A 26,663-nucleotide genomic window follows, 5' to 3' on the forward strand; every position below is an offset into this window, starting at 1 on the left:
GGTACGGTGTAGCTATTCGTCGTGGAACGTCCCTACGGTAAATTCAGTTTCCCACCGCGGGCGTTCTGGCCCCGGCATCTCATCGGCAAGATCTCGCAGCTCGGCCAACGTTGTCCAGGGGTGGCACTGGTCCATCGCCTCAAACCGTTTGAAGAAGCTCAGGTGGACCCAGCTATATTCGGCGGGCGCCTCATCAATGTCGCTTTGACGCTCTTTGATGATGTCGGTAAGTTCTCGCTCGGTGATGTCGACGCCTCCCTCTCGCGCTGCTGTCAGCAGTGATGCGATTTCCGCTTTCTTTTTTTCGGCGACTCTTTGCTTACTATCGATATGATCGAAGTCAGCGTAGTAGACCGCCAGAGCAGCTTGGATGACGTTTTCTCGCGTCTCCAGGCTATCGCGGGTGAGACCAGTATAGTCGCGCGGCAACACGAATGTCTTGTTCACGAAGAGTGCTCTGACAACCCCGAGTTCCGGACTCTCCCCACCGTTTTCCTTCTCATAGACGCCAGCGATGTAATCTGCTGCCTCACCGAGGAGGTTGATTTTGATGTCGAATTCGGGGACAACCTCGGTATCCAAGTCGATTGTATCCCCGAGAACGATTGATTCAGCGTTCGTTGGCATGTTGAGGCAGTTAGCGAACTCTCGAAGGCGTCGTCCGTATGCGCTGCGGTAGCTACCAAGAACCAGGTAGCTACTATCGGCTTGCTCGAACCGGGGGAGTTCTTCGTTCATATACCGGACGACTTCGTGGTAGTCTCCCTGTGGTGGGGAGCTAATCCCCTCGAAAATTCGGTCGACAGCCCGGTAGATGGCGTACGAATTGCGCGGAACCCGTGGACCGTTCATATTATTGACTACAAATGTGTTCGACTTAAACGTTCATATCCGGGTTGTAAATACTCTATAATCCCAACCTACCTATCCCGAACAGTTACAGGAGTGGAGACGAAACAGACACGTATGAGCAACAGTGCGGGGAGTCCACGAAGTTCGGGCGGCGGCGAGGCAGACCCATTTGGCGGTGACGACGTCATGCCGATCGAGAAACAGCGACGGGCACACCAATTCCTCACTCAAGAAACCCGCTACCACATCATCCAAGCCGTGCTTGGGCATCCGAAGTACCTGGCGACACTCGACGAACTCGAATACCTCGTGCCCAAGAATCGCTCCACCATCCGGGAGCATCTCGACCGACTTACAGAGAAACGGGTGATGGCGAAGTACAAATACCGTGGAGATGAGGCCGAGCATAACGACCCACAGGAGTTTTGGGGGTTCACCAGCTACGGAATATCCCTCTTAGATGAGTACAGCTACCTCCGGTACGTCCCGGTTCTGCGTGCCCTACAGGAAAATCTCTATCTTACCGAGAAAATCGAGAGACATCAGGATGCGCCGCGACCAGAACTGCCAGAAGCCGTCAGTGACCCCCTCAAAATCCCAGAAATCGACGACGAAACAGAGGCGATTATCGATAACGCGCTCGCTGCCCGAGAACGTGATGGTGGCCGGCTCTTCGATGCTCCTCCTATTGAGCCGGATGAGAACGTCGAGACCAAAGACGGAGCAGACCGGCCTCTCGACGAACTTTTCTAGTCTTCTGATCGCTATCAAATTTTCACTGGTCAAACCTGTACTGACCACACACTGTCGAAATCTTTCAGTAGTCGCGACCGAGTAACTGACCAGCATGGTCATGCGAATTCGGATCGGGTCGGGCGACGATGACGACGACGAAAGCGGGTGGTCGGAAACCGACGCCGAAAACGCGAGGTGGGACGAAGCCGGTGAGGACGAAGACGGCGAGGGCGACGACCAGTCGTGGATCCGTGCGATCGTGATCCCGCCCGATCTGGGCGGGCTGTTCGCTCGGCTCGCGTTCGCGTTCTTTCTGCTGACGATACTCTCCATGCTCGCGCTGGTCGCGGTCTTGCTCATCGAGTCCGACGAACCGTTCGTCGATCAACCCCATCTCGAGGATCCGATCAGCGGGTGGACGTGGCTCTTGTCGCTCACCGGAACTGCGGTTTCGATGGTTGGGTACACTGTGTGGTCGTTCTGGAAACAGCGACGACTGCGAAAACGCTACTTGCAGAATCAGTCGCCGAGCTATCGCGAGACGCCGCTTTACAAGCGTCCTGTTCGCGCCCTCCAGATTTCGAACGCCGATAATACCGACCTCAACGAGTACGAAAAACGAGTCCAAAAGACTGTTACTGCGCTCGTTCTCTGTGTCTTCGTCGGCGCCATCCCCGGACAGATGGTACTGGACGCGTTACTGGGGTTGTGATCGTGCTGGCGTCGTGATCGCTCGAGTCGCTGTCGGCCATCACAGAAAAAGGCTTTAACGCCGCCGTCTCGTACACCGAGCAAATGGTACTCGACGATCTCGGGAGTTCCCTTCGGGGCACCCTCGATAAACTCCGCGGGAAGTCACGGATCAGCGAAGAGGACGTCGAGGAGATCGTCAAGGAGATCCAGCGATCGCTGCTCTCCGCCGACGTCGACGTCTCGCTCGTCATGGAGCTGTCGGACAACATCGAACGGCGGGCGCTCGAGGAAGAGCCCCCCGCCGGGACTCCGGCACGCGATTTCGTCCTCCGTATCGTCTACGAAGAACTGGTCGAACTCATTGGCGAGTCGACGGACCTGCCCCTCGAGGAGCAGACGATCCTCCTTGCGGGTCTGCAGGGATCCGGTAAAACGACCTCCGCGGCCAAGATGGCGTGGTGGTTCTCGACGAAGGGACTCCGTCCGGCCGTCATCCAGACGGACACGTTCCGACCCGGCGCGTACGATCAGGCTGAGCAGATGAGCGAACGTGCGGAGGTCGACTTCTACGGCGACCCCGATGGCGAGGACCCCGTCCAGATCGCCCGCGAGGGCCTCGAGGCGACCAGTGACGCCGACGTTCACATCGTGGACACGGCGGGTCGCCATGCACTCGAGGACGACCTGATCGCCGAAATCGAACAGATCGAAGGCGTCGTCGAACCGGATCGATCCCTGCTCGTCCTCGACGCGGCGATCGGTCAGGGCGCAAAGGATCAGGCCCAGCAGTTCGACGAGTCGATCGGCATCGACGGCGTCGTCATCACGAAACTTGACGGGACCGCAAAGGGTGGTGGCGCGCTGACGGCGGTTGACCAGACGGATTCGTCGATCGCGTTCCTCGGGACCGGCGAGGAGGTCGAGGACGTCGAACGCTTCGAGCCGGACGGCTTCATCTCGCGACTGCTCGGGATGGGCGACCTCGGCCAGCTCGCAGAGCGAGTCGAGCGAGCGATGCAACAAACCGATGTCGAAGAGGAAGACTGGGATCCCGAAGACATGTTGCAGGGCTCGTTCACCCTGAACGACATGCAAAAGCAGATGGAGGCGATGAACAACATGGGGCCGCTCGATCAGGTTATGGATATGATCCCCGGCTTCGGCGGCGGGATCAAAGACCAGCTCCCCGACAACGCGATGGACGTCACCCAGGACCGGATGCGCACCTTCAGCGTCATCATGGACTCGATGACCGACGCCGAAAAGGAGTACCCGAAAGCGATCGGTGCGAGCCAGGTCGAGCGGATCGCTCGCGGCTCCGGCACGGACGAAGATAAGGTCCGAGAACTGCTCGAGCAGTATAAGATGATGGAACGAACGATCAAGCAGTTCCAGGGTATGGGCTCCGAAAAGGAGATGCAACGGATGATGCAACAGATGCAACAGGGCGGTGGCGGCGGAGGCGGCGGCGGAATGGGTGGCATGGGTCCGTTCGGATAACCCAAACCCTTTCGTCGTTTGTTGATGATGGCCGTCTAACACCTTCTCGAGCCGATTCGGCCATCAGTTTCTTGCCCTCGTAACTGCGTTCGTCAGTATGAATCGTCGCCAGTATCTCTCGACTGTGGGCAGTTTAGCTGTCGTCTCATCTCTCGCCGGCTGTCTGGGCGGAATCATGGACTCCGAGGAGGGAGAGCCGCTTCCGGACGACCACCGCGCCGACGAGCGCAGTATCAACCGCGCCGTCGGCAATTTGAACAAAGCGGCTGTCTCCATCGACGGGGCCGAAAGCGGCCTCGAGAACCCGGACGACGTCGATTTTTCGCCGTCGGAGCCGCGATCGTTTATCGACACCGCACGAACCGAACTCGAGGCTGTCGACAACTCGGATATCGGTGATGAGCTACGGAATTATTCGACCGTTCTTGAAGGAATGGTCGACGTTCTTGAGACGCTCACTGACGAGACGCTCGAGGAGGATATCGAGACCGTTTCCGCCGAAATGGACAGCGGTGACACGGCGTCGGCAACCGAAACGCTCGAGATTCGCAGTGAGGAGACGGATGACGCTCGAACGAGCCACGACGAGGCGATGGACATTCTCGGGGCGCTCGATCGAGACTCTCTCGAGGACCACTCGATCGTCGAGATCGATCGCGTCGAGTCGGGAGCCGAAACGCTGGGAGAGGTGCTCGGATCCTTCGAATCGCTGATTTCTGGATACGAGTCGATGCTCTCCGGACACGAAGGGCTCGACGAAGGCGAGGAACGCTTCGACGCGGGCGAGTACGAACGCGCGGAGTCGGCGTTCGAGAACGCGGCGAGTTCGTTCGCTGACGCGGCGGAGACGTTTTCTGATGGCGAATCGGATGCTCCGGACAGTCTCGAGGGGTACTTCGACACCGCCACCTGTCAGAGCGGCCACCTCGAGATGGCCGCGACGGAGTTCGAAGAAGGTGCGTCCGCCGCTGACGACGGTGACGTCCTCGCTACCCAACGACATCAGAGCAACGGCGAGGATGCGCTCGAAAAGGCCGAAAACTGTTAACTCAGGAATCGATCGGTCGACCGTCCTCAGTCGGCGGGGCGACGTGGTCGACGTACTCCTCCAGGCTCGGTTCCTCGACTCGGACCTGGACCGCGATTTCGCCGAGTTCGTCGGGCTCGCCGACCGAGAAGTTCACCCGGTTTTCGAACGCCGCTTGTTTTTTCAGCGCGAAGCTGAATGTCTGTCCCTCTCGATTCGAGAAGAACTCGCCGCGGGCGGTGTCGAGGATTTCCTGTCGGTGCAGGAGATCCGAGAATTGCTCGAGTGAGTGTGTCTCTCCTCTGATCTCTCCGAGGCTCTCCTCGAGTTCGGCGTTCGGAAAGATGTTCGTCGCGGCGTCGGCGACACGGGAGGTTACCTCCGTGTCGTACACCGGTGCCGTAATTTCGACGTCGACGCGGTAGATTTCGGTTTGACTCTGACTCATGAATTTTGCATCTGTTGCTCGCCGTCTCGAATGATGGTTCGGATCCGATCGTGAAACGCCTCGAGTGTCTCGGTATTTTCGACGACGACATCCGCTCGCGCCATCGCGTCGTCCATCCCGAAGCCGCGCTCGCGTTCGTCGCGTGACTCGAGGCCTTCGCCCCCGTCGTCCTCGCTCGCGTCTCGCCCGCGCGCATCGATCCGTTCAGCGCGAAGATCGAACGGCGCTTCGATGCTCACGAGCGTAAAGTCCGCGCCGAAGCGCTCCTCGAAGGCGTCGACCTCAACCCCAGAGCGAAGGCCGTCGACGAGGACGGAGTCGTGATCCTCGAGGCGATCCTCGATCATCGGCAGCGACCGTTCGGCGATCGCCGCCGGGCCGTTCTCCTCGCGAAGTGCCTGTGCGACTGTTCCGTGATCTTTCGCGGGATCGAGCCCGCGATCGGCGGTCTCCTGACGGACGACGTCGCCCATCGTTACAACCGGAATCCCCGCTTCGCGTGCGACGGTGGCGGCCTCGCCCTTGCCGCTGCCGGGCAATCCCACCGTTCCGATGACGTGCATCGGGAAAGAGTACAGGCGAGGACTGCATAAGGGCTGTGTCTCGCCCGCGATTCGGGGGCGGCTAGACTCGAGATCTGCATCGAGCGGTCGTCTCTCCTGTCTCGAGTAGTCGCCCATTGTCCGTTTCGAGTCACTCGAGAGTGCCCCACAGAGAACGGATCGACCAACGAAGTTATTTCGAAGGAAGAGCTTCTGTTATCCCATGTCCCAGCATTCGTTTTTCGTCCGGGCGCTCTGGTTCGTCTTCATTGGCTGGTGGCTCACGCCGATCGTGGTCAATCTGGCCTGGTTCCTGAACGTTACCGTTGTCCTCGCACCGATCGGGATCAAACTCATCAATCTCGTTCCAACCGTGTTGACCCTCCAGGAATCCCGTTCGTTCACCGAACCGGATCTCGCTCGCGGTCAGCACTCCCTGCTCGTCCGGGCGCTATATTTCGTCTTCGTAGGCTGGTGGTTGAGCTTCCTCTGGGCAAACGTCGCTGTCATCTTCGCGATCACGATCATCGGACTACCGGTTGCGATTTGGTTGGCTAACCGCCTGCCGTTCGTCACGTCGCTCTATCGGTTCCACGGCTGAGGGAAATCCCAACTGCTTATGGCCTTTGGGGGGCGAAACGTATTCGAGGGCACGTAGCTCAGTCTGGATAGAGCGTCGGACTTCTAATCCGACGGTCGTGGGTTCGAATCCCATCGTGCCCGTGATTCTGCGACGAACGGACGTGAGGAGCGAATCACTCACCGAGATGGGATTCGAATCAGGCTGAGGTTCTGCGCTTCGCGCAGGTTCTCAGCCGTGGTTTGAATCCCTTGTCTCTCCCTCCTATAACCCCCTCGAGCGCTCTCTATTCACGTTCCGCTTTGGTTCACCCCGAGACACAGTTTGCTCGAGCACTACGCCTCGAGAACCGTGTCTCTCCCACGAACCTTTTCCCTTCCTCTCGTGGTCGTAGAACCCATCATGTCCGGGGAAACCGCCGCGTCCGCCGACTCGAGAGCGAGCAACCATCCACGCGAACTTACTCGAGCGAGCATTGCTTTGATGGTCGCCGGAATCCCGTTTTATATCGGCGGACTGCTGGTCATCCAGACCGATACGCCGCCGTCGTTGTCGCCGACGCTGGGAATACTCAGTCACGCGCTGTGGGCGCTCGCAGTCGCGATTCTGGCGCTGGGTGTCGCTATCCTGTTACGGTGGATCGAGCCACTCAGATGAGGTCTCACGGGCTTTCTCTCCGTCGGAATCCTCGGTCTGGGTGTGCTTCACGGCCTGCAGTGGGTCACCTGGGCCTACGTAGACGTTCGGGCCGCTCGAGAGGGCGAACACGAGCTGGTGGTCGATGCGATTATCGTTCCGTTCGGTGCCGGTCACCTCCTCATGTACTGCGTCCTCTTGGGGAGCGCGATGGCGTTGCTGGGGTGGGCGCTCCGTCGGACCCGGATCACGCACCGATACGTCGGAGCGGCCGGCGTCGTTCTCGGCGTGCTTACCGTGGCGTTGGCAACGTACTCGCTCGTCGCCGCTTACGGCGGTGGGTCGGAGGGACATTTCCTCTTCGACGCGGCGACGCTCATGCTGCCGGTGTTGTACCTGTGGGCGATGGTGCTCGGCGTCGATATCTATCGCCGACAGTAGTCCGAGGGTACCTCGTCCGCGAATCGTCGCATGCGCCCCGACCGGACGAGCGTTTTTAGTGGATGACGAGGGAGGCTTGCCCAGCACTGCGGGTCGGACGGACCACGTGACAGCTTCCCCGACACGACTCTCGAGACCGCACGCGTCTCGGCGATCGTTCCGTGTCCAATTCCACCCGTCCGCAGGTGTTTCACCAATGGATATGAACGCCCCTTCACTCGAGCGAGCGGCACCGTCGGACGAACACGCAGTGAGTCCCGTCATCGGAATCGTTCTGATGGTCGGAATTACGGTGATAATGGCCGCCATTATCGCGGGGTTCGTGATGGGAATGATTCCCGACGAACCGTCACAGCCGACCGTCAATCTCGAGTTTCACCAGCAGGACGAGACCGTGACGATCGCCCACGCTGGCGGCGACGACTTCGACGCGGCGGGCGTGCGGATAACCGGAGACGGGATGACTGGTGAACTGCGTGCGACGGCGAATAGTTCCAGCGGGGGCGTCGATGCGACGACCTGGGGCAATTCGACGTCGACCGGCGATTCGTTCACGCTCGCCGAGGATTCAGATGCCGGTCTCGACGACGGCGGCGGAACGGTTCAGGTCGTCTGGGACGCTGGCGACGGAAGCACACCTATGGATCGGTTCGAGTACGACGGTGGCGCCTAGTTCGAGTGTTGATACGATCAGCTACTGAATACCCCTCTCGAGTTTATTAGCTCGCTCGTGATTCGTCCCATTGCAATGTCACCAATGCTCTCAGATCGCGTTGCAGTGATCACCGGTGCATCGAGCGGGAACGGCCGAGCGATCGCTCGGCGATTCGCCAAGGAAGGTGCCGACATCGTGATCGCGGATATCCAGGAGGAACCTCGAGAGGGCGGCGAACCGACCCACGAACTGATCGACTCGGAGACGGACGCCAACGCGACGTACGTCGACTGTGACGTCTCGAGTCAGTCGGATCTCGAGGAGGCCGTCGACGCGGCCGAGGAGTTCGGCGGCGTGGACGTGATGGTCAACAACGCGGGGATCTTCCACGGGGACGAGTTTCTCGAGGTTGACAAGGAGACGTACGATCGGATGATGGACATTAACGTCAAGGGGACCTACTTTGGCGCGCAAGCCGCGGCCAAACGGATGGTCGAATCGGACGGCGGCTCGATCATCAACCTCTCGTCGGTGGCGGGACTCGAGGGATCGGCCGACTTCGTCACCTACTGCGGCACGAAGGGGGCGGTTCGGCTCTTGACCTACGCGATGGCCGCGAACCTCGGTCCGGAGGGGATCCGCGTGAACGTCATCCACCCCGGATTAATCGAGACGATGATGACGACCGAGGACGTCGAGATCATGGGAACCGAAGCCGAAGAGGGGTTCGTTCAGGGGATCCCCTCGCGCCGCGCCGGCCAACCCGAGGATGTCGCCGACGCCGCGTTGTACCTCGCGAGCGACCTCTCGGGGTACGTCAACGGCGAGTCGCTCGTGGTAGACGGCGGGATGACGAACACGCAGTAGTCGGGCGAAAAAGCGCGACTCACTGTCGTTCGTCGCGGTACTCCTCCTCCTCGAGCACGTTAGAACCTGTCTCCACGGCTCGCGTGCTCGCCGTTCCGATTCGAGGTCTTCGTAGACTCAGACCTCGCTTTCCTCAAACTGGAAGGTACCGTTCCGCTGTACCACTTCCCCGTCGACCTCGATGAACGAATTTTCGCTCATATCCACGATCATATCGACGTGGACGGCCGACTCGTTGGCTTCGTTTTCCTCGGCGACTGTGTCGTCGTAGGCTCGCCCGACGGCCATGTGGACGGTGTCGCCCATCTTCTCGTCGAATAGCATGTTGTAGGTAAACTGGTCGATATCCCGGTTCATTCCGATACCCAGTTCGCCGAGGCGCCGGGCCCCGTCGTCGGTCTCGAGCACCTCGGTGAGCGTCTCCTCGTTTTTCTCCGCGGAGTGGGAGACGACTTCGCCGCCCTCGAACTCGAGATACGCGTCCGTGATTTCCCGACCCTGGTGGTACAGCGGCATGTCGAAGAGTACCTCGCCTTCGACGCTGTCGGGGACGGGGGCAGTAAATACTTCGCCGCCGGGAAGGTTGTTCTCGCCGTAGTCGTTGATCGTCGGGTTGCCCGCAACCGACAGTGTCACGTCGGTCGTCTCGCCGCTGACGATCCGAACCTCGTCGGCGGGGTCGAGAATCTCGACCATCTGTTGTTGGTGTTCCCGGACCTCCTCCCAGTCCTTGTTGACGGCGTCCCAGACGTAGTTCTCGTAGGCATCGGTGCTCATTTCGGCGAGTTGTGCGTTCGCCGGAGCTGGATACTGCGTGAGACACCACCGCTTCGAGAGTCGCTCCTCGAGGATCGGGCGTTGGGCCTGTCGGTACGCGGCGCTGACCTCAGGATCGACGTCGCTCGTCTGGGTAACGTTGTCGCTCGCACGGATCGCGATGTAGACGTCCGTGTTCTCGATTAACGCCTGCTCGTGTTCGGGGGTTTCGAACTCGTCGTCCTCGAGGTCGGCTCCCGCGGCTTTCAGGTAGGCGCGTCGGTTTCGGGTTCCGGTTCGCTGGCTCGTCGTGAGGGGGTTGGCTCCCTTGTCGCCGATCACTTCGTGGAGGGCAACGACGAGGTCTTCGGCGACGGGGTGAGCGTCGATAACGACGTTGTCGCCTTCCGCCATGTCGACAGAGTGGTTCGCGATGATTTCGGCGTGTTCGCGGATGCGTGGGTCCATACCCGGATATCGGACCCGGCCGTGAAAAACGGTTTGTGATCCGGGTATCGATTCCTTCTGGAAGTATCGACCTGTCTCAGTGTCCCGGAAACCGTTATGAGACCCCCCAGTCTGTCGTATCCCGATCTGCGAGTTCGACCAGCTCTCGGAGGAACGACGTCGTCGCCGCGGTCAGGACGAGCGCGAGCGGGATTGTGAGCGCGACCGCGAGCACGAACCCGATCGGACCACCGACGCTCACCAGTATCGAGAGTACGACCGACGCTCCGACCGTAATCACGACGTGTTTGACAGCAAACCAGAAGTATACCCCGCCCTCGAGGGCGAACTCGAGGGATCGTTCGAACGCCTCGAAGAATGCGGCGTCGTCGACGACGAACAGGAACGGGACGGCGTAGAAAAGATAGCCGAGCACGAGCGTGGCCGGAAGCGCAAGGAGGAACAGGAGGGGCGCGACGAGCAGAACGGGGATCAACAGCAGGGTCGATCCGAGTACGAGCAGGGTGTACGCGAAGTATTTTGGGGTATAGCGTCGGATACACTCGATCGGCTCGCTCCGTCGATTTTCCAGCCGCCGATCGATTCCGCCGACGTAGACTGCCTCGAGCACGGCGAACACAGCGGCGGACGCGAGCACGCTGAGAACGAGAATCGGAACGAGCGTGAGCCCCAGCACCTCGAACGGAGCCGTCATGATATCGAGGTGGCTCTCGACCGTCAGATCGGTGCCGCTCGAGGTGGTCCGACCGGTGGACCCCACGCCTGAGTCTCCGCCTGCCGTCCCGCCCGACGGTTCGATCGCCGACCCTCCGTGGCCACCGTCCGGAAACTGGGGGTCAGCCGGCTCCGGTGGGTCGGCGAACGCCCAGAGATCGAGAAGCGGCGACGGCAGCACGAACTCGAACGTGATCGAGAAGTCGCCGCGATTCTGGCGGAGGGCCTGACGGACGCTCTGTGTGTCGAGAAGCGTCGTCAGGAGCGGTATAAGCGCGAATACCAGAAGCTCACCGAACCGATTGGTAATCCGACTGACGTGCCATTCGAACGAATTCGGCTCGTCACCGCTGCCAGTGTCGCGGTCGTCGTGGTTCGTGTCGTCCCTGTCACGGTTCGTATCGCTGTCGTCGGGATCGCTACTGCGTTCGTCGCCACCGTCTTCGCCGCTGCCCGTTCCGTCATTGTGCGTATCCCATTTGTCAGTATCGCCGTTCCAACCGTCGCCATCACCACTGTCGTCGTCTGGACCGGGAACCATTCGTCTCGAGTCCAGACGTGATACCGAATTGAAACCATCGGTGTCTCCTCCCCAAATCGGAGCATTCTCGGCTCACTTTTCTCGTCCCGGCTCGTCGTCTGGTCTCCGATACGGTTAGGGAGGAGCCGATACAGTATCCGGTATGATCGACCTCCGCTCGGATACCGTAACGACCCCCGACGAGGAGATGCGCGAAGCCGCCCGGAACGCCGATATCGGCGACGACGTGTACGGCGAGGATCCGACGGTCAACGAACTCGAGGACCGCGCTGCGGAGTTGGTGAACAAGGAGGCCGCCCTGTACGTTCCATCAGGGACGATGGGGAACCAGATCGCCGCTCGCGTCCACACGGATCGCGGTCAGGAGGTGCTGGCTGATCGTAAGAGCCACGTCGTCAAGTACGAACTCGGCGGATTCGCCCAGCACGCGGATCTGCAGGTTCGAATGCTCGACGCGGGGCCGCGTGGCGTCCCGACCGCAGAGCGGGTCGCGTCGGCATGCGTCGAGGAGGATCTCCACCGGCCGGGAACCGGCCTGCTCTGTCTCGAAAACACCCACAACGCCCGGGGCGGCCTTGCAATTTCGCCCGAACGCATTGAACGGGCCGCGGAAGCCGCTCGCGAACGCGACGTAGCCGTCCATCTCGACGGGGCGCGAGTGTTCAACGCGGTGACGGCGCTCGAGGTTCCCACAACAGCGATCACCGATCACGCCGACTCCGTCATGTTCTGTCTCTCGAAGGGCCTCGGTGCGCCGGTCGGATCGATGCTGGCCGGCAGTGCGGAGTTCGTTGAGCGGGCGAGGCGGGTTCGCAAGCTCTTCGGCGGCGGTATGCGCCAGGCCGGGATCATCGCGAACCCCGGACTCTGTGCCCTCGAGAACGTGTCCGATCTCGAGGCGGATCACGAGAACGCACGCGTGCTGGCCGACGGACTCGACGGTATTGGGGGTCTCGAGGTCGCCGAACCCGAGACGAACATCGTTATCGCCGATGTCTCGGAGTTGGCTAGCGATGTCGAGTCGGTTATCGACCGATTACGCGAAAACGAGGTCGGTGCGACGCCCTTCGGTCCGACGACGATCCGGTTTTGTACGCATCGGTCCGTCACCCGCGATGATATCGAGCGTGCGGTCGGACGTGTAACGCAAGCGCTCGCCTGAGAGACGACCGATCATCGAGAGACGAGCGGTCGTCTACGGCCACACGGACCCGCATGTGGTGTATCGTCCGAGAGATTCCTCTCAACGGCCGCCGTCCATTCCGTCTCGAAACTCGAGGATGGTTCGACGGACCAGCAGATACGAAAAGAAGATCAGCGACAGCAGTATCAGGACCACCACGATGATGACCGGGTCGTCGGGGAGGAATCCCAGCATAGCCGGGTCTACAGCGCGGCGGCGCAAAATCGTTTCGACCTCGTTCGAAGGTCAGTCGTGTGACGTATTTCGTGCTCCCGATCAGAAAATCTGGTGTTCTCGACGACGATTCCGCTAGCTAAAACTGGGATTTCAGCTTACCGCGGGTATTTTTCAGTCGAGAACGTAGTCGTATCTGTCCCGGTCGAACCCCTCTACAGCCTTTGGCTGTTCCCCCATGACCGGGGCTCCTGTCCGCGGTCCCTGCCTCCGTCGGACCGACCACAGCCGGTCCGACCCATTCGACCACCCCCTACTCGGAGTCCACCTGGACTCTCTTTGCCTCGGACAACCGAGCTGAGTTCCCCCGTTCTGCTGGTCCCCGCTGACGCTTCCGAATTGCTGTCCTGCTGTCTCACTTTGTCCAAACCGGACAGAGGATCCGGTCGATCAGTCAGTCGTTTTTTCGCCGCCGAAGGTCTCGAGCACCCTTCCGTCGGTCTCGAGCAAGCGCCCTTCGAACCCGTCCGGTCCGGATTCGATCGTGGCGAATCCGGCTCTGTTCCCGCGGGGATCGGCGTGACTACCCGGATTCAGAAGGATACTGTCCGCCGTTTCGACGACGACGGGGCGATGGGTGTGTCCGGAGATGACGATGTCGGCGTCCCGCGACCGGCCGAACATCGCGAGACCCGTTTCGCCGCCGTCTCGGCGATGCGTCATGGCGATTCGGAGTCCATCGTATTCGACGGTTCGTGCGGTCGGCAGTCGATCCCGGACCGCGACCGAGTCGGCGTTTCCGTGAACCGCGTACAACAGGTCGCATTCGGACTGGAACGCCTCGAGAGCCGTTGCGCTCGTGAAATCGCCCGCGTGGAGGACGAGGTCGGCATCGCGAGTCGCCTCGAGGGGTGCTCCCTCGAGTTGGTGGCCACCGGTGCTGTGCGTGTCGGAGAAAATCGCGATCATAGGGGTGCTACTGTGTCAGGGACGACGAATGTTTCGTTCGCTCGGGAGGCCGTTCGCTTTCGAACCCAATTACTCGACCCGGCTTACCAGCTTCTCGTCGTTCTTCTCGTACATTGCGACGACCGTTTCACCCGACGGTGGTTCCGGAAGAATAGCGGTGACGGTCGTCTTCTCGAGGTCCACCTCGGAGGGAAGTTGGTCGTACCCTGTCGGCGTCTCGAGGCCGACTGCGACGTCCGTCGGACTCGCTCCGGGAGGGAGCCCCGCTGGATCGTACTCGAGCGTCAGTTGAATCGCCTCGAGTCCGTCGACTCCCCCGAGGCCGACGATCTCGACCGGTTCAGTAAGCGCACCGTCGGGTGCTTCGCGATCGCTCTCGCGAATACGAATCGAATCGGGAACCGCGTCGGCGACGATTGCGGCGCGTGCACGTTCGCGAACGGCGGCGTCCTCCCCCTTGCCGGCTCCCCTTTCAGCAGTGTTATCCTCGCGCTCTATCGAATCGAGAGCCGTCGGGCCGTCAGCCTGATACTCGAGGGCGATCTCGTGCACGTCGGTCGAATCGTATCCGGGAATTGCCATGGTTTGCCGTCAGCGTGGCGGGGTAGTATGATTGATGCGTGCGTACGCCGGGTTTCGATGTCCTCCCAGCGAGACGTTTCGTTCTGAATCACCCGGAAGAAGTCATTTCTCCGTCACACAGCGGCCTTCGTTGGCCGAACGGGTATCGAACCGAGACGAATCCTTTTATCGGAGTAGGGACGTATCACTCATCGTGGCCGAGACTGACGGGTACATGCGCTTTTTCCCCTACGAAGAGCCGTACGAAAACCAGCGGGAGGCGATGGAGCGGATGTACAACTCGCTCGTGCGCGGGCAAAACGTCCTCTTCGAGGGTGCCTGCGGAACGGGCAAGACGCTGTCTTCGCTCGCGCCGGCGCTCGAGGTCGCCCGCGAGCAGGACAAGACGGTCGTCATCACGACGAACGTTCACCAGCAGATGCGCCAGTTCGTCGCCGAGGCTCGAGCGATTTCCGACGAAGAGTCGATCCGGACAATCGTATTTAAAGGAAAATCCTCGATGTGTCACATCGACGTCGAGTACGAGGAGTGTCAGGCGCTCCGTGACAACACCCGATCGCTCGTCGAGACCGAACGGGATCGCGAACAGCTCGAGCAACGCCAGCAAGAACTCCTGTCTGAGAGCCGGGAGGGCGATTCGAGCGCGGCTGAAGCCCGAAGCGCGGTGATGGACGAACTCGAGGAACTCGAGGACGATATCGACGACATCGACGACCAGAACGTTTGCGAGTACTACCACAACAACCTCACCGAGAACACTGAGGACTTTTTCGGCTGGCTCTTCGAGGACGTCCGAACGCCCGACCAGATCTACGAGTACGCCGACGAGCGCAAACTCTGTGGCTACGAACTCCTCAAGGAGGGGATCGAGGGCGTCGATCTCGTCGTCTGTAACTATCATCACCTCCTCGATTCGGGCATTCGCGAGCAGTTCTTCCGGTGGCTCGGGCGGGATCCTTCGGACGTGATCGCCGTCTTCGACGAGGCCCACAACGTCGAGGACGCCGCCCGCGAACACGCGACCCGAACCTGTACGGAACGAACCTTCGAGTCCGCGCTGGACGAACTCGCGGATACCGACGACCCGCTCGCCGAAGACGCGGCCAACGTTATCAGCGCGTTTGGAACCGCTCTCGTCGACACCTACGAGGAGTCGTTCGGCTTTGGAAAGCGAGAACAGATCGACGAGAACTGGGAGGACGTCCCTATCAGCAACGAGGACGGTCGAGACGACCTGACGATCGCCTTCCTGCAGCGATACTCCGGGCAGGGCATCGGTTCGGACCTCGAGGCGGCGCTGAAACTCGGAAAACGACTCGATGAGAAGTACGAGGAGCAGTACCGCGAGGGAGAGACCGCGACGCGAACGGAGTGTCAGACGTTACTGGCCGCGGCGTTCGTCAGCGCGTGGATGGACGAGGGGACGGACCAGGGTCTGTATCCGGTCGTTTCGGTTCGCCGAGACGCGGGAACCGGCGAGGTCTACGGCCGCGCCGAACTGTACAGCTGTCTCCCGCGACAGGTGACGGGCGAACTGTTCGAGGAAGTGCACTCGACGGTGTTGATGAGCGCGACGCTCCAGCCCTTCGATGTGACCAAGGACGTGCTTGGGCTCTCCGAACCGGTGACGATGGCCTACGGTCTGCAGTTCCCCGAGGAGAACCGACGAACGTACGCCGTCGAGACGCCGCCGCTCTTCTCTTCGGATCGGGACGATCCCGGGGTTCAGGAAACCGTTACGGAGACGATCCACAACGCGGTTCGACTCACTCCCGGCAACACGCTCGTCTTTTTCCCGAACTACAACGAGGCGACGCGGTACGCGGACCGACTCGAGCAGCGGGCCCCCGCCGCATCCATCTACAAGGACGAACCGGGCGTGTCTGTCGAAGAACTGCGCCAGAAATTCATCGCGGACGACGACGCCGTCCTGTGCACGTCGCTGTGGGGGACCCTCGCGGAGGGAGTGAGTTTCGACGGCGACGACGCCACGACGGTGCTCGTCGTCGGCGTCCCCTACCCGCACCTCGATGACCGAGCCGAAGCGGTTCAAGATGCCTACGACGCGGCGTTCGATGGCACGAACACTGGCTGGCGATACGCCGTCGAGATTCCGACCGTACGAAAGACCAGACAGGCGCTCGGCCGGGTAATTCGTTCGCCCGAAGACGTCGGCGTGCGAGCCCTCCTCGATCGGCGCTACTCCTCTCGATCGAAGTCGGATCTCGGCAAGTACAGTGTCAACAGCACGTTCCCGCTCGAGGAGCGCGACGAGCTGATCGATATCGATCCGGAGAAACTCAAGTTCGCGATGTTGAACTTCTACGCGGACCACGATCGGTACGACGACGAGGCGCCTGCACCGTGAGAAACGCGGTTTGCGCCGTTTGTCGTCTCCTTATTCGATAGTGACGTCTGCAGTTCCGCTGGTGACGACCGCATAATGCGTGCCGCCGTTCTCGATGGTCACCTCGAACGTCTCCTCGTCTTCGATACTCCACGTGTCGATGGGGCCGTTGTCCTCGTGTTGGATCTGGAATCCAAGTGAGTCCCGTTCTGCCTCGATGTTCCCGTCCTCTCCTGGTTCTTCGATCTCTTCGACCTCGACGGTGACGGTTAGTTCGGCTCCTTCGTCCGCTTCGAACTCCGCTCGTTCTTCGTCATCCAGAGTGGTATCGACGCCACCGCCGCCTAACACGCCGCCACAGCCGGCTAATGGAGTGACCGCTGCGATCGCCAGAAACGCTCGTCTGTTCATGTGATGTGATTTTAACACCGGCGTGTAATACTTTCTGGCTGTTTTCTGACTCGACCAGACCAATCAGGAATCCGTTCAGGCCGGTAACGAGACGCGACTCACCGGTAACTTGTACGTCCCGTCCCAGAATTCGAGGCCGTCGACCGTCCACGTGATCGGCTCGAGTTCTCGCGAGGCGAGGCGCTTTGCGTCCTCGAGGTCGCCGCCGCGGGCGAGCGTGATATGGGGGACATAGTCCGCTCCCTCGAGGTCGTCGACGGGTTCGAAAGCGCTGGTCAACTCGTGGTGTATCGACTCGAGACCGGAACTCTCGACGGCCAGGTAGACGACCGGGGCGGTTCCCAGCGGCGGGTCTGCGAAGTAGTTGATCCCGGTAATCCGGGCCTCGACGGCTGGTGTGCCCTCGAGTGCGCGGTTGAAGCGGTGTTGCAACTGCGAGATGTGGTCGGCGTCGCCGAGTCGCTTGAGTACCATCGAGTGGTCCTCGCGAGTCGTCTCGAAGGCCTGCAACGAAGGATAGAGATCGGATGCGAGCTTTCGAACCTGACCGGGAACCGGGACGTTGACGCTGTACACTTGCCTGCGGTTCGATTTGGTGCCGTATTAGTGTTCGGTTCGAGTTTGTTTTGGTGGGGCGGTGTATCAGATGAGGTCAAGTAGCCAGAGAACGATTAGTACGATTGCAGCTATTATCAGAAGCCGCAGGAACGGTATCAAGCCGCTGATAATGGTGCCAACGATAGAGAGAGCGAGCCAGATGGCGAGCAATCCGAGGACGATCTTCAGCAAGGTTTCGACTTCGATGTTCCCTCTGGTATCGATCATACGTTCACTTTGGGATGACTGTCTCATAAGCACTGTGTCGTCTGAGTCGGAAAGACCTATTTAGGCGGCCATACCATCACCGTACAATGGTCGGGAAGGGGCTTCGAGCCCTGGCTTGTGTGCTCGTGGTAACAGGTTTGTTGCTCGTGGTGGGCCCGTCAGCAGTTGCGACGCCGGATGCGGGAACGGCCCCGTCACCGACGATACAGGAAGAGGGCAACGAAGAACTGACACTTGATGATGCTGATACGATCAATATCGAAATGCAACTTCAGCCGAACGGTAACGCCACCGTGTTCGTCGATTACCGGTATCTGATCGGGAACAATACCGAGACCGAACAGCAGTGGGACACGTTGTCAGCTGATGTCGACGAGAACGCTGAGACGTACATCGGGGAGGAATCCGACCGCTGGCAGGACACGCTCGAGGAGGGGGAGAACGAAACGAATCGAGAGATGAATCTCTCGTCGTTCGCCGTCGAAACGGATGAAAGTACGACTCCGCGGGAGTACGGGCACGTTGAGTTCACCTTCGAGTGGGAATCGTTCGCCTACGTCGAGCTAAACCGCATCGAGGCGGGTGACGCCCTGGCTGGGTTCATGTTCGACGACGATACCGAACTGCAGATGTCCTGGCCCGAGACGCACAACGCAACTGCAGTTGACCCGGAACCGGATACACTCAACGATAACTGGGTGCTGTGGGACGGCGACAGTGCGGGATCGGACAGCCATCCGCCACAGGTCGAATTGATCGAAGAGGGGGCCGCGACGAACGAGCCCACACCGGACGACGGCACGACGGGTGTCCTTCCGGTCGATGGTCTCGTCGCCGCACTCGTCCTTGTTACCGTCGCAGCGGTCGCCGCCGTTGCAGGGTGGCTGTTCAGACGCGACGATGATGCTCCGGCAGTGGATCCGGACGAGTCGCCGGAGCCGACGGATTCGGCCGCTGCGGGCTCCGGACAGGTGACGATGCCGCCACCGGAGCTGTTGAGCAACGAAGAGCGCGTTCTGCGCTTGCTTGAGGAACGCGGCGGCCGACTCAAACAGCAACAGGTGGTTTCGGAACTCGAGTGGACGGAGGCCAAGACCAGCCAGGTCGTCAGCGGACTCCGAGAAGACGGCGAAGTCGACGTCTTCAGAATCGGCCGCGAGAACGTGCTAACGTTGCCCGAAGCGGGAGAAGACAACGACTCCGCAACCGAAGCAACTGAATAGTCCACACGTGCGTTCGGTCACAAGAGTGACCTCGTTTTTTCGTTGCCGCTGTCGCGTCTGTGACTCGGATGTGTAACATTTGCCCGGCCAGGAGGATTTAAGGGACTCGAGTGTGTTAGCTCGAACAATGAGAAACCTCGTCGGTATTCAGGGCATCGTTTCTGAGACCGACAGGTTCGTCCCTCGGCGGCGGCCGCGGCGGGCCCTTTGAGCCCGTACTATTTCCTTCCCCAAGTCCCGATGCTTTCCACACCTTCGAACTCTCGATTTCATAGTTAGCAGACGCTCTAACGTAATTTTACGGAGACTAAACCAACGAACTTAAGTCTCCCCTTCCGTTTCACTCGAGTACGATATGACACGTGTGGCACTTGCGTTTTCGGGCGGACTGGACACGACTGTCTGTGTCCCGCTGCTCGAGGAAGAGTACGGATACGATGATGTTATCGGCGTCACCGTCGACGTCGGTCAGCCGGCCTCCGAGTTCGACGAGGCCGAAGAGACGGCCGAAGCGCTCGGCCTCGAGCACTACGTTGTCGACGCGAAGGAAGAATTCGCCGACCTCTGTCTCGATAGCGTTCGCGCGAACGCGACCTATCAGGGATACCCGCTCGGAACCGCTCTCGCGCGCCCGGTGATCGCCGAGGCGATTCTCGAGGTCGCAGAGGAAAACGACTGTACCGGCATCGCCCACGGCTGTACGGGCAAAGGAAACGATCAGCTCCGCTTCGAAGCGATCTGGCGCGACTCGGATCTCGAAGTCATCGCGCCCGTGCGTGAACTCGGCCTCACCCGCGAGTGGGAACAGGAGTACGCCGACGAGAAGGACCTGCCCGTCGAGGGCGGTAGCGGCGGCGACTGGTCGATCGATACCAACCTCTGGAGTCGCTCGGTCGAAGGCGACGAACTCGAGGACCCGAGCTACGTTCCGCCGACGGAAATCTACGAGTGGACCGAGAATCCGACCGGGGAGACCGAGGAGATCGAAATCTCCTTCGAACAGGGGTACCCCGTCGGGATCGATGGCGAGGAGTACGACGCCATCGACCTGATCGAGACGCTCAACGAACTCGCCGGCTCCTACGGCGTCGGTCGCACGGATTCGATGGAAGACCGCATGCTCGGACTCAAGGTTCGCGAGAACTACGAGCACCCCGCCGCGACGACGCTTCTCAACGCTCACGAGGCGCTCGAGGGGCTCGTTCTCACCCAGGAAGAGCGTCAGTTCAAACAGCAGATCGACCAGCAGTGGTCCCAGAAGGGCTACGAGGGGCTGATCGACGCGCCCCTCGTCGACGCGCTCGAGGCGTTCATCGCCGAAACCCAAAAACGCGTTACCGGAACGGTAACTATCAGATTCGAAGGTGGGAAGGCTCGCCCGGTCGCCCGTGACAGCGAGTACGCCGCGTACTCGGCGGCCCACGCCTCTTTCGACACCGAAACGGTCGGCAAGATCAAGCAGGAAGACGCGACGGGCGTCGCCAAGTACCACGGCTTCCAGCGCCGTCTCGCCAACGCTGCAATTGAAGACATCGGCGGCGACGCCGTCTCCCTCACGACCGACGGCGGCGAAGACGACGATTCGACCGAGGAGTAACTATGACAGGAGAGAACGCTGACGACGGGGCACCCAATGGCGGTAACGGGAGTGCTACGGACGAGATAGCCGACACGGTCGAGGCGACCGAGACGGCCACCGCAGACGAATCAGCCGGGGACGACAGCGTCGTCCGCCGGGACCGATTCAGCGGCGGCCCCGCACGGAGCTTTCTCTCCTCGCTCGAGGCGGACGAACGCATCTTCGAAGCTGACCTCGAGGTCGATCGCGCACACGTCGTGATGCTCGCCGAGTGCGGCGTCATCGAGACGGATATTGCGGGCGAAATCCTCACCGCACTCGACGCGATCGAAGTCGAAGGCCACGAGAGCCTTCCCGACGGCGAGGACGTCCACGAGGCGATCGAAACCGCCGTCATCGAACAGATTGGCTCCGATGGCGGCAAGATGCACACCGCCCGCTCGCGCAACGACGAAGTGGCGACCTGCATCAGATACCGCCTCCGCGAGGATGTACTTTCGGCGCTCGAGACGACGCTCGGACTCCGTGAGGCGCTCCTCGAGGTGGCCGACGAGCACGCGGAGACCACGATGCCGGGCTATACGCACCTTCAGCCGGCCCAGCCGATCACGGTGGGCCACTGGGCGCTCTCTTATGAGAACGCGATCCGCCGCGATACTGCTCGGCTGGTGGATGCGTACGGTCGAATCAACCAGTCTCCCCTCGGCGGCGCGGCCTTTGCAGGAACCACGTTCGACATCGACCGCGAACGGACGGCCGACCTGCTCGGGTTCGAGGCCGTCCTCGAGAACTCGATGGACGCCTCCTCGAGCCGGGATTTCCTGCTCGAGACCACCCAGGCGCTGTCGACGCTCGCGACGACGCTGTCGGGACTCGCCGAAGACGTGATCATCTTCGCGAACCGCGGCTTCGTTTCCCTTTCCGACGACTACTCCTCGACGTCGTCGATCATGCCCCAGAAAAAAAACCCGGACACGCTCGAGTTGGTTCGCGCGGTCGCGGGAGACGCCGCCGGCGAAGTACAGGGGTTAACGACGACGCTGAAAGGACTGCCGCGTGCGTACAACCGCGACTTACAACGCGCCACGCCCCACGCCTGGGAGACGGTCGACGCCGTCACCGAGGCAGCGGAAGTTGCGGCTGGCGCGGTTGCAACGGCCGACTGGAACGACGACGCACTCGCCGAGGAGGCGGGTGCCGGCTTTTCGACGGCGACCGGCGTCGCGGATCTGTTGGCGGCGAACGGGCTGCCGTTCAGAACCGCCCACGAAGTCGTCGCACACGCGGCCGAATCGGATGCGTCGGACGAACTCGAGGCGGTCGAAACCGCCGCGGCGGACGTCTTGGGCGAACCGCTCGAGAGCTACGTCGCTCTCGAGGCCGTCGAAGCGGCGCTCGATCCGACCGAGAGCGTGGCCAGCCGAGATTCCCAGGGCGGCCCCGCACCGACGGCGGTCCGAGCCCAGCTCGAGTCCGGTCGGGGCACGCTTGAGGCGGACCGGGAGGAGTTAGACGGGCTCGAAGACCACCTCGCGAGCGCACATGCATCGCTCCGCGAAGAGGTGAGTGGGTATGTGTGACGCGATTTCGACACGCCGTCCGGATCATTCCTCCGCAACCGGCTTTATGGCCCCCTCACTCCGGCCGCCCCCGCGGGGGCGAACTATATCTAAATAGTGATATATCGGTCTGGATATTCCTGAAAAAGACACGTACACACCGTTAGTGTGGTGTGCAGTATTGTAATTGTGCTGTTAGGTTCGACAGGTTTAAGGGTAATCACCTCCCAGTTGGGAATACAATGACCGAATGCGTCGAGTGCGGGGCGGACGTCGCCCTTCACGACGATCTGGAAGTTGGAGAGATCGTTGACTGTACAACCTGTGGAGCAGAGCTGGAAGTCGTCGACACCGCGCCGCCAGTCCTCGAACGGGCCCCGGAGCTCGAAGAGGACTGGGGTGAGTAACCTTGCAAATAGGATTACTCTACTCACGAATCCGCAAGGACGAGAAGCTGCTCCTCTCGGAGCTTCGCGACCGCGACCACGAGGTCGAAAAGATCGACGTGCGCAAGCAGACGTTCGATATCTCGGGCGCGCCGGATTCGTTCGCCGATCTCGACATCGTGATCGATCGCTGTCTCGCGACGAGTCGCAGCCTGTACGCGACGAAGTTCTTCGAGGCGTACGATATCCCGATCATCAACTCGAACACGACCGCGGATATCTGCGCTGACAAGGTCAAAAACAGCCTCGCGCTCGAGGCTGCGGGCGTACCGACGCCCGAGACGACCGTCGCATTTACGAAAGACAGCGCGCTCGAGGCAATCGAGAACTTTGGCTACCCCTGCGTCCTCAAGCCGGTCGTCGGTTCGTGGGGTCGCCTGATGGCCAAAATTGACACTCGAGACGCCGCGGAGGCGATTCTCGAGCACAAGGCCACGCTCGGCCACTACGAGCACAAGGTGTTCTACGTTCAGGAGTTCGTCGAGAAACCGGGACGCGACATCCGCGTGCTGGCCATCGACGGCGAACCCGTCGCGGCGATGGCTCGCTCCTCGGACCACTGGCTCACGAACGCCGCCAAAGGTGCCGAGACCGATGTCTTCGAACTCGATGACGAGGCGAAAGCCCTCGTCCAGGACGCGAGCGACGCCGTCGGCGGCGGACTGCTCGGCGTCGATCTCATGGAAACTGGCGACAGCTATACGGTCCACGAGGTCAACCACACCGTCGAGTTCAAGGCGCTCGATTCGGCCGTCGAGACCGACATCGCTGGCACCGTCGTCGACTGGATCGAACGGAAAGCCGAGGAAGCCGATTCCTCGCTCGAGGTGACCGCCTGATGTCTGCGGGCAATAGTTCGGACGCCGCGTCCGTCACGGCCAGCATCATCGGCGGCAGCGGCTTTACGGGCGGGGAACTCCTGCGTCTGCTCGCGGGCCACCCCTCCATCGAACTCGCCGAAGTTACCAGTCGCTCGAAAGCGGGCAAGAGTGTCGGCTCGGTCCATCCGCCGCTTCGCGGAACTGATCTGCGCTTTACCGAACCCGAGGACCTCGAGTCGGTCGACGTCCTCTTTACCGCAACGCCTCACGGCGTCTCGATGGGCCAGATTGACGACTTTTTCGACGTTGCGGACACTGTCGTCGACCTCTCGGCGGACTTCCGTCTCGAGAGCGAGTCCCAGTACGACGAGTGGTACGACGGCCACGACGCGCCGGAGTACCTCGAGAAATCGGAGTACGCGCTCCCCGAAATCAACCGCGAGAACCTCGAGGGTGCGGAGCTCATCGCCGGCGGCGGCTGTAACGCCACGGCGACGATCCTCGGCCTGTATCCGCTGTTCGAACACGATATCCTCGAGGGAGGAGAACAGATCGTCGTCGACGTCAAGGTCGGCTCCTCCGAAGGCGGAGCCGGCGGCGGCGAGGCCTCGAGCCACCCCGAACGCTCGGGCGTCGTGCGCCCGTACGCGCCGACTGGCCACCGACACGAGGCCGAGATCGAGCAGTTCCTCGGCACGTCGGTCTCGTTTACCTGCCACGCCGTGGACATGATTCGCGGCGCGAGCGCGACGAGTCACGTTTTCCCGTCGGGTCCCGTCTCGAAGGGAGACCTCTGGCAGGCCTACCGCGGCGAGTACGAAGATGAACCGTTCGTTCGCATGGCCGCCGGCGGCTCGGGCGTCTATCGTTACCCCGAACCGAAGGCAATCGCCGGGACGAACCTCGCGGAGGTCGGCTTCGAACTCGACCCATCGAACAAACGCATCGTGGTCTTTTCGGCCATCGACAACATGATGAAGGGGTCGGCCGGCCAGGCCGTCCACGCGGCGAACATCGCGCTCGGCTTAGAGGAGACAGCCGGCCTCGAGTTCGCGGGACTCCACCCCGTGGGGGCACCCTAGAATGACTACCGTCGTCAAAATCGGCGGCGCACGCGCCGTCGACCCCGAAGGGGCACTCGGCGACGTTGCACAGCTCGCCGAAGCCGGCGAAGACGTGGTCGTCGTCCACGGTGGCTCGACAGCCGTCGACGAGACGCTCGAGGAGCTCGGCGAGGAGCCGACCTACGTCGAGACGCCCGGTGGCGTCGTCGGCCGATTCACCGACGAACGCACGATGGACGTCTTCAAGATGGTGATGCCCGGCAAGCTCAACACGGACCTCGTTGAGGCCCTGCAAAACGAAGGCGTCGACGCGGTCGGGCTCACCGGCACCGACGGAAAGTTGCTCGAAGGGAAACGCAAGTCCGCGGTCCGGGTCAAAGAAGACGGCAAGAAGAAAATCAAGCGTGGCGACCACTCGGGCACGATCGAGTCGGTCAACGCGGAGTTGCTCGAGACGTTGCTCTCAAGTTCGTACACGCCCGTCGTCTCCGTCCCGGTACTCGGGAGGGAGAAAGACGGTGGTTACACCGCTGTTAACGCCGACGCGGATCGTGCGGCCGCCGCAGTTGCGGGCGCGCTCGATGCCGACCTCGTGCTCCTAACCGATGTCTCGGGGATCTACGAGGACCCCGACGACGAGTCGTCGAAGATCGACGAGGCGGCGACGCCCGAAGCATTCGAGTCGGTCAAATCTGCCGCGGAAGGATTCATGACGAAGAAGGTGATGGCGGCCGAGGAGGCTCTCGACGGCGGTGCGGCCTCGGTCGTCGTCGCGGACGCGAACGCGAACGAGCCGATCACGAACGCACTCGAGGGTGAGGGAACGACCCTGACGCCCGGCGCGCTCGCAGACGATGAGAAAGCACGAACGGAGGCCACAGAATGAGCGACCACGATTTCGTCTCCGGTGGCAAACCCATCGGGATCGACAGCGGCGAGGGACCGTTTCTCTACAGCACGGACGGCACGGAGTATATCGACGCGGGTGCGAGTTTCGCCTGCACGCCGCTCGGACACAGTCACCCGGCGGTCGTCGACGCGGTACAAGAACAGGTCGGCGAACTGACGTTCGTCGACTCCTCTTACCCCGTTCAGTCGCGCGAGGACGCCTACGCCGCATTCGTCGCGTCGACTCCCGACGGACTTGAGCAGGCCTGGTTTTGTAACTCCGGGACCGAGGCCAACGAGGCCGCGCTGAAATTCGCCCGTTCGGCGACCGGCGACTCGAAAATCGTCGCCGCGACCCGTTCGTTCCACGGCCGGACAATGGGAGCGCTCGCGGCCACCTGGAAGGACAAGTACAAGGAGCCCTACGAGCCCCTGGCCGGCGACGTAGAGTTCGTCCCCTACGGCGATAGCGAGGAACTCGCAGCCGCCGTCGACGACGAGACCGCGGCGGTCATCCTCGAGCCGATCCAGGGTGAGGGCGGAATTAACGTCCCGCCCGCGGGTTACCTCGAGACAGCCCGAGAACTCACCGACTCGGCCGGCGCGGCGCTCGTCTTCGACGAGGTCCAGACCGGCATGGGTCGGACGGGATCGATGTGGGCCTGCCAGAACGCGGGCGTCACGCCCGACGTACTGACGACGGCCAAGGGGCTCGGCAACGGCCTGCCCGTCGGCGCGATTGCGGTTCGGGACTGGATCGCCGACGGCGCGGCCTCGCACAACGCCACCTTCAGCGGCGGACCCGTCGTCTCTGCGGCGGTCCACGCGACGATCTCGACGTTGGTCGAAAAAGAGTGGCCTGCCCACGCCGCCAAGATGGGCGACTATCTCGTCTCCGAACTTGATACAGCCCTTGACGACGACGTACGCGAAATTCGCGGCGAGGGGCTACTCATCGGAATCGAGTTGAAACGCGGCGCGAACCGCGTCGCTCGCGATCTGGCGATGAACCAGCAGGTGTTGGCACTGCCGGCGGGACGAACCGTCCTGCGCCTGCTGCCGCCGCTCGTCATCGACGAGGAGGAAGCGGACCAACTCGTCGACGCGCTGACCGAAGTCGTCGCCTCCGAGTCCTAA

At 61.5% G+C, this 26,663-nt stretch carries 30 protein-coding genes and 1 tRNA gene; 20 read left to right on the plus strand and 11 right to left on the minus strand.

Going from position 1 to position 26,663, the window contains the following annotated elements:
- Positions 1 to 12 precede the first annotated feature (12 nt).
- Positions 13 to 738, minus strand: coding sequence for a hypothetical protein (locus QNM96_RS13050; RefSeq protein ID WP_283836837.1), 726 nt, complete (start codon positions 736 to 738; stop codon positions 13 to 15).
- A gap of 228 nt (positions 739 to 966) precedes the next feature.
- Between QNM96_RS13050 and QNM96_RS13055 the strand changes: the two genes are divergently transcribed.
- The 4 genes from QNM96_RS13055 (at position 967) to QNM96_RS13070 (ending at position 4,828) form a co-directional block, all read left to right on the plus strand.
- On the plus strand, positions 967 to 1,605 hold the full coding sequence (locus tag QNM96_RS13055) for a hypothetical protein (protein WP_283836838.1): 639 nt from the start codon (positions 967 to 969) through the stop codon (positions 1,603 to 1,605).
- A gap of 94 nt (positions 1,606 to 1,699) precedes the next feature.
- Complete coding sequence (locus QNM96_RS13060; RefSeq protein ID WP_283836840.1) at positions 1,700 to 2,299, plus strand: hypothetical protein; 600 nt, start codon at positions 1,700 to 1,702, stop codon at positions 2,297 to 2,299.
- An 83-nt stretch (positions 2,300 to 2,382) separates the two neighbouring features.
- On the plus strand, positions 2,383 to 3,780 hold the full coding sequence (locus QNM96_RS13065) for a signal recognition particle protein Srp54 (protein ID WP_283836841.1): 1,398 nt from the start codon (positions 2,383 to 2,385) through the stop codon (positions 3,778 to 3,780).
- Positions 3,781 to 3,877: 97 nt separating this feature from the next.
- Complete coding sequence (locus tag QNM96_RS13070) at positions 3,878 to 4,828, plus strand: hypothetical protein (protein WP_283836842.1); 951 nt, start codon at positions 3,878 to 3,880, stop codon at positions 4,826 to 4,828.
- 1 nt (position 4,829) lies between these two features.
- Here the strand turns inward: QNM96_RS13070 and QNM96_RS13075 are convergent, their stop codons facing one another.
- Positions 4,830 to 5,255 carry an RNA-binding domain-containing protein gene (locus QNM96_RS13075; protein ID WP_283836843.1) on the minus strand — a complete coding sequence of 142 codons (426 nt, stop codon included), beginning with the start codon at positions 5,253 to 5,255 and terminating at the stop codon, positions 4,830 to 4,832.
- Positions 5,252 to 5,818: an AAA family ATPase gene (locus tag QNM96_RS13080; protein ID WP_283836845.1), complete on the minus strand. Its 567-nt coding sequence runs from the start codon at positions 5,816 to 5,818 to the stop codon at positions 5,252 to 5,254. The genes QNM96_RS13075 and QNM96_RS13080 overlap by 4 nt, the downstream gene beginning before the upstream one ends.
- 202 nt (positions 5,819 to 6,020) lie before the next feature.
- On the opposite strand from QNM96_RS13080, the gene QNM96_RS13085 reads away from it, so the two are divergent.
- The 6 genes from QNM96_RS13085 (at position 6,021) to QNM96_RS13110 (ending at position 8,976) form a co-directional block, all read left to right on the plus strand.
- Positions 6,021 to 6,398, plus strand: a complete 378-nt coding sequence (locus QNM96_RS13085) for a YccF domain-containing protein (protein WP_283836846.1) — start codon at positions 6,021 to 6,023, stop codon at positions 6,396 to 6,398.
- A 47-nt stretch (positions 6,399 to 6,445) separates the two neighbouring features.
- Positions 6,446 to 6,520, plus strand: a tRNA-Arg gene (locus QNM96_RS13090).
- A 259-nt stretch (positions 6,521 to 6,779) separates the two neighbouring features.
- Entirely contained in the window at positions 6,780 to 7,034 is a 255-nt protein-coding gene (locus QNM96_RS13095) for a hypothetical protein (RefSeq protein ID WP_283836848.1), read from the plus strand.
- Positions 7,035 to 7,076: 42 nt separating this feature from the next.
- Positions 7,077 to 7,454: a hypothetical protein gene (locus QNM96_RS13100; protein WP_283836849.1), complete on the plus strand. Its 378-nt coding sequence runs from the start codon at positions 7,077 to 7,079 to the stop codon at positions 7,452 to 7,454.
- Positions 7,455 to 7,656: 202 nt separating this feature from the next.
- On the plus strand, positions 7,657 to 8,127 hold the full coding sequence (locus QNM96_RS13105; RefSeq protein WP_283836851.1) for a type IV pilin N-terminal domain-containing protein: 471 nt from the start codon (positions 7,657 to 7,659) through the stop codon (positions 8,125 to 8,127).
- A gap of 75 nt (positions 8,128 to 8,202) precedes the next feature.
- On the plus strand, positions 8,203 to 8,976 hold the full coding sequence (locus QNM96_RS13110) for an SDR family oxidoreductase (protein WP_283836852.1): 774 nt from the start codon (positions 8,203 to 8,205) through the stop codon (positions 8,974 to 8,976).
- 117 nt (positions 8,977 to 9,093) lie between these two features.
- Here QNM96_RS13110 and QNM96_RS13115 read toward each other — a convergent pair whose 3' ends face one another.
- Positions 9,094 to 10,200, minus strand: coding sequence for an aminopeptidase (locus tag QNM96_RS13115; RefSeq protein ID WP_283836853.1), 1,107 nt, complete (start codon positions 10,198 to 10,200; stop codon positions 9,094 to 9,096).
- Between the two features lie 94 nt (positions 10,201 to 10,294).
- The gene (locus tag QNM96_RS13120; protein ID WP_283836854.1) at positions 10,295 to 11,455 is read right to left on the minus strand and encodes a hypothetical protein; all 1,161 of its coding nucleotides are present in this window, start codon (positions 11,453 to 11,455) and stop codon (positions 10,295 to 10,297) included.
- A 142-nt stretch (positions 11,456 to 11,597) separates the two neighbouring features.
- Between QNM96_RS13120 and QNM96_RS13125 the strand changes: the two genes are divergently transcribed.
- Entirely contained in the window at positions 11,598 to 12,617 is a 1,020-nt protein-coding gene (locus QNM96_RS13125; RefSeq protein WP_283836855.1) for a GntG family PLP-dependent aldolase, read from the plus strand.
- An 81-nt stretch (positions 12,618 to 12,698) separates the two neighbouring features.
- On the opposite strand, the gene QNM96_RS13130 is transcribed toward QNM96_RS13125, so the two are convergent.
- From QNM96_RS13130 to QNM96_RS13140, 3 genes are all read right to left on the minus strand, one after another.
- Complete coding sequence (locus tag QNM96_RS13130) at positions 12,699 to 12,833, minus strand: hypothetical protein (protein ID WP_283836856.1); 135 nt, start codon at positions 12,831 to 12,833, stop codon at positions 12,699 to 12,701.
- Positions 12,834 to 13,262: 429 nt separating this feature from the next.
- Positions 13,263 to 13,781, minus strand: a complete 519-nt coding sequence (locus tag QNM96_RS13135) for a metallophosphoesterase (RefSeq protein ID WP_283836857.1) — start codon at positions 13,779 to 13,781, stop codon at positions 13,263 to 13,265.
- Between the two features lie 69 nt (positions 13,782 to 13,850).
- The gene (locus QNM96_RS13140; protein ID WP_283836858.1) at positions 13,851 to 14,363 is read right to left on the minus strand and encodes a hypothetical protein; all 513 of its coding nucleotides are present in this window, start codon (positions 14,361 to 14,363) and stop codon (positions 13,851 to 13,853) included.
- Between the two features lie 193 nt (positions 14,364 to 14,556).
- Here QNM96_RS13140 and QNM96_RS13145 point away from each other — a divergent pair, with 193 nt between their 5' ends.
- Positions 14,557 to 16,731 (plus strand): ATP-dependent DNA helicase, encoded by a 2,175-nt coding sequence (locus tag QNM96_RS13145; RefSeq protein ID WP_283836860.1) that lies wholly within the window; start codon positions 14,557 to 14,559, stop codon positions 16,729 to 16,731.
- Between the two features lie 30 nt (positions 16,732 to 16,761).
- Here the strand turns inward: QNM96_RS13145 and QNM96_RS13150 are convergent, their stop codons facing one another.
- From QNM96_RS13150 to QNM96_RS13160, 3 genes are all read right to left on the minus strand, one after another.
- Positions 16,762 to 17,121 (minus strand): hypothetical protein, encoded by a 360-nt coding sequence (locus QNM96_RS13150; RefSeq protein ID WP_283836862.1) that lies wholly within the window; start codon positions 17,119 to 17,121, stop codon positions 16,762 to 16,764.
- Between the two features lie 75 nt (positions 17,122 to 17,196).
- Entirely contained in the window at positions 17,197 to 17,697 is a 501-nt protein-coding gene (locus QNM96_RS13155; RefSeq protein ID WP_283836863.1) for a 2'-5' RNA ligase family protein, read from the minus strand.
- 66 nt (positions 17,698 to 17,763) lie between these two features.
- Positions 17,764 to 17,946, minus strand: coding sequence for a hypothetical protein (locus QNM96_RS13160; RefSeq protein ID WP_283836864.1), 183 nt, complete (start codon positions 17,944 to 17,946; stop codon positions 17,764 to 17,766).
- 86 nt (positions 17,947 to 18,032) lie between these two features.
- On the opposite strand from QNM96_RS13160, the gene QNM96_RS13165 reads away from it, so the two are divergent.
- The 8 genes from QNM96_RS13165 to QNM96_RS13200 all read left to right on the plus strand — a co-directional run bounded on the left by QNM96_RS13165 (position 18,033) and on the right by QNM96_RS13200 (position 26,663).
- Entirely contained in the window at positions 18,033 to 19,169 is a 1,137-nt protein-coding gene (locus tag QNM96_RS13165) for a hypothetical protein (RefSeq protein WP_283836865.1), read from the plus strand.
- 355 nt (positions 19,170 to 19,524) lie between these two features.
- Positions 19,525 to 20,766, plus strand: a complete 1,242-nt coding sequence (locus QNM96_RS13170; RefSeq protein ID WP_283836866.1) for an argininosuccinate synthase — start codon at positions 19,525 to 19,527, stop codon at positions 20,764 to 20,766.
- 2 nt (positions 20,767 to 20,768) lie between these two features.
- Positions 20,769 to 22,328, plus strand: coding sequence for an argininosuccinate lyase (gene argH / locus QNM96_RS13175; protein ID WP_283836867.1), 1,560 nt, complete (start codon positions 20,769 to 20,771; stop codon positions 22,326 to 22,328).
- A gap of 221 nt (positions 22,329 to 22,549) precedes the next feature.
- Positions 22,550 to 22,714: a lysine biosynthesis protein LysW gene (lysW, locus tag QNM96_RS13180; RefSeq protein WP_049951598.1), complete on the plus strand. Its 165-nt coding sequence runs from the start codon at positions 22,550 to 22,552 to the stop codon at positions 22,712 to 22,714.
- 2 nt (positions 22,715 to 22,716) lie between these two features.
- Entirely contained in the window at positions 22,717 to 23,592 is an 876-nt protein-coding gene (lysX, locus tag QNM96_RS13185) for a lysine biosynthesis protein LysX (protein ID WP_283836869.1), read from the plus strand.
- Positions 23,592 to 24,656 carry an N-acetyl-gamma-glutamyl-phosphate reductase gene (argC, locus tag QNM96_RS13190; RefSeq protein WP_283836871.1) on the plus strand — a complete coding sequence of 355 codons (1,065 nt, stop codon included), beginning with the start codon at positions 23,592 to 23,594 and terminating at the stop codon, positions 24,654 to 24,656. The genes lysX and argC overlap by 1 nt, the downstream gene beginning before the upstream one ends.
- A gap of 1 nt (position 24,657) precedes the next feature.
- On the plus strand, positions 24,658 to 25,524 hold the full coding sequence (locus QNM96_RS13195; RefSeq protein WP_283836873.1) for an acetylglutamate/acetylaminoadipate kinase: 867 nt from the start codon (positions 24,658 to 24,660) through the stop codon (positions 25,522 to 25,524).
- Positions 25,521 to 26,663, plus strand: coding sequence for an aspartate aminotransferase family protein (locus QNM96_RS13200; RefSeq protein WP_283836875.1), 1,143 nt, complete (start codon positions 25,521 to 25,523; stop codon positions 26,661 to 26,663). The genes QNM96_RS13195 and QNM96_RS13200 overlap by 4 nt, the downstream gene beginning before the upstream one ends.

This window comes from Halostagnicola sp. A-GB9-2 (assembly GCF_030068615.1).
Classification (GTDB): domain Archaea; phylum Halobacteriota; class Halobacteria; order Halobacteriales; family Natrialbaceae; genus Halostagnicola.

Coding starts and splice junctions, on each gene's coding strand:
- QNM96_RS13050 (WP_283836837.1), bottom strand. CDS start 738: ATGAACGAAGAACTCCCCCGGTTCGAGCAAGCCGATAGTAGCTACCTG.
- QNM96_RS13055 (WP_283836838.1), top strand. CDS start 967: ATGAGCAACAGTGCGGGGAGTCCACGAAGTTCGGGCGGCGGCGAGGCA.
- QNM96_RS13060 (WP_283836840.1), top strand. CDS start 1,700: ATGGTCATGCGAATTCGGATCGGGTCGGGCGACGATGACGACGACGAA.
- QNM96_RS13065 (WP_283836841.1), top strand. CDS start 2,383: ATGGTACTCGACGATCTCGGGAGTTCCCTTCGGGGCACCCTCGATAAA.
- QNM96_RS13070 (WP_283836842.1), top strand. CDS start 3,878: ATGAATCGTCGCCAGTATCTCTCGACTGTGGGCAGTTTAGCTGTCGTC.
- QNM96_RS13075 (WP_283836843.1), bottom strand. CDS start 5,255: ATGAGTCAGAGTCAAACCGAAATCTACCGCGTCGACGTCGAAATTACG.
- QNM96_RS13080 (WP_283836845.1), bottom strand. CDS start 5,818: ATGCACGTCATCGGAACGGTGGGATTGCCCGGCAGCGGCAAGGGCGAG.
- QNM96_RS13085 (WP_283836846.1), top strand. CDS start 6,021: ATGTCCCAGCATTCGTTTTTCGTCCGGGCGCTCTGGTTCGTCTTCATT.
- QNM96_RS13095 (WP_283836848.1), top strand. CDS start 6,780: ATGTCCGGGGAAACCGCCGCGTCCGCCGACTCGAGAGCGAGCAACCAT.
- QNM96_RS13105 (WP_283836851.1), top strand. CDS start 7,657: ATGAACGCCCCTTCACTCGAGCGAGCGGCACCGTCGGACGAACACGCA.
- QNM96_RS13110 (WP_283836852.1), top strand. CDS start 8,203: ATGTCACCAATGCTCTCAGATCGCGTTGCAGTGATCACCGGTGCATCG.
- QNM96_RS13115 (WP_283836853.1), bottom strand. CDS start 10,200: ATGGACCCACGCATCCGCGAACACGCCGAAATCATCGCGAACCACTCT.
- QNM96_RS13120 (WP_283836854.1), bottom strand. CDS start 11,455: ATGGTTCCCGGTCCAGACGACGACAGTGGTGATGGCGACGGTTGGAAC.
- QNM96_RS13125 (WP_283836855.1), top strand. CDS start 11,598: ATGATCGACCTCCGCTCGGATACCGTAACGACCCCCGACGAGGAGATG.
- QNM96_RS13130 (WP_283836856.1), bottom strand. CDS start 12,833: ATGCTGGGATTCCTCCCCGACGACCCGGTCATCATCGTGGTGGTCCTG.
- QNM96_RS13135 (WP_283836857.1), bottom strand. CDS start 13,781: ATGATCGCGATTTTCTCCGACACGCACAGCACCGGTGGCCACCAACTC.
- QNM96_RS13140 (WP_283836858.1), bottom strand. CDS start 14,363: ATGGCAATTCCCGGATACGATTCGACCGACGTGCACGAGATCGCCCTC.
- QNM96_RS13150 (WP_283836862.1), bottom strand. CDS start 17,121: ATGAACAGACGAGCGTTTCTGGCGATCGCAGCGGTCACTCCATTAGCC.
- QNM96_RS13160 (WP_283836864.1), bottom strand. CDS start 17,946: ATGATCGATACCAGAGGGAACATCGAAGTCGAAACCTTGCTGAAGATC.
- QNM96_RS13165 (WP_283836865.1), top strand. CDS start 18,033: ATGGTCGGGAAGGGGCTTCGAGCCCTGGCTTGTGTGCTCGTGGTAACA.
- QNM96_RS13170 (WP_283836866.1), top strand. CDS start 19,525: ATGACACGTGTGGCACTTGCGTTTTCGGGCGGACTGGACACGACTGTC.
- argH (WP_283836867.1), top strand. CDS start 20,769: ATGACAGGAGAGAACGCTGACGACGGGGCACCCAATGGCGGTAACGGG.
- lysW (WP_049951598.1), top strand. CDS start 22,550: ATGACCGAATGCGTCGAGTGCGGGGCGGACGTCGCCCTTCACGACGAT.
- argC (WP_283836871.1), top strand. CDS start 23,592: ATGTCTGCGGGCAATAGTTCGGACGCCGCGTCCGTCACGGCCAGCATC.
- QNM96_RS13195 (WP_283836873.1), top strand. CDS start 24,658: ATGACTACCGTCGTCAAAATCGGCGGCGCACGCGCCGTCGACCCCGAA.
- QNM96_RS13200 (WP_283836875.1), top strand. CDS start 25,521: ATGAGCGACCACGATTTCGTCTCCGGTGGCAAACCCATCGGGATCGAC.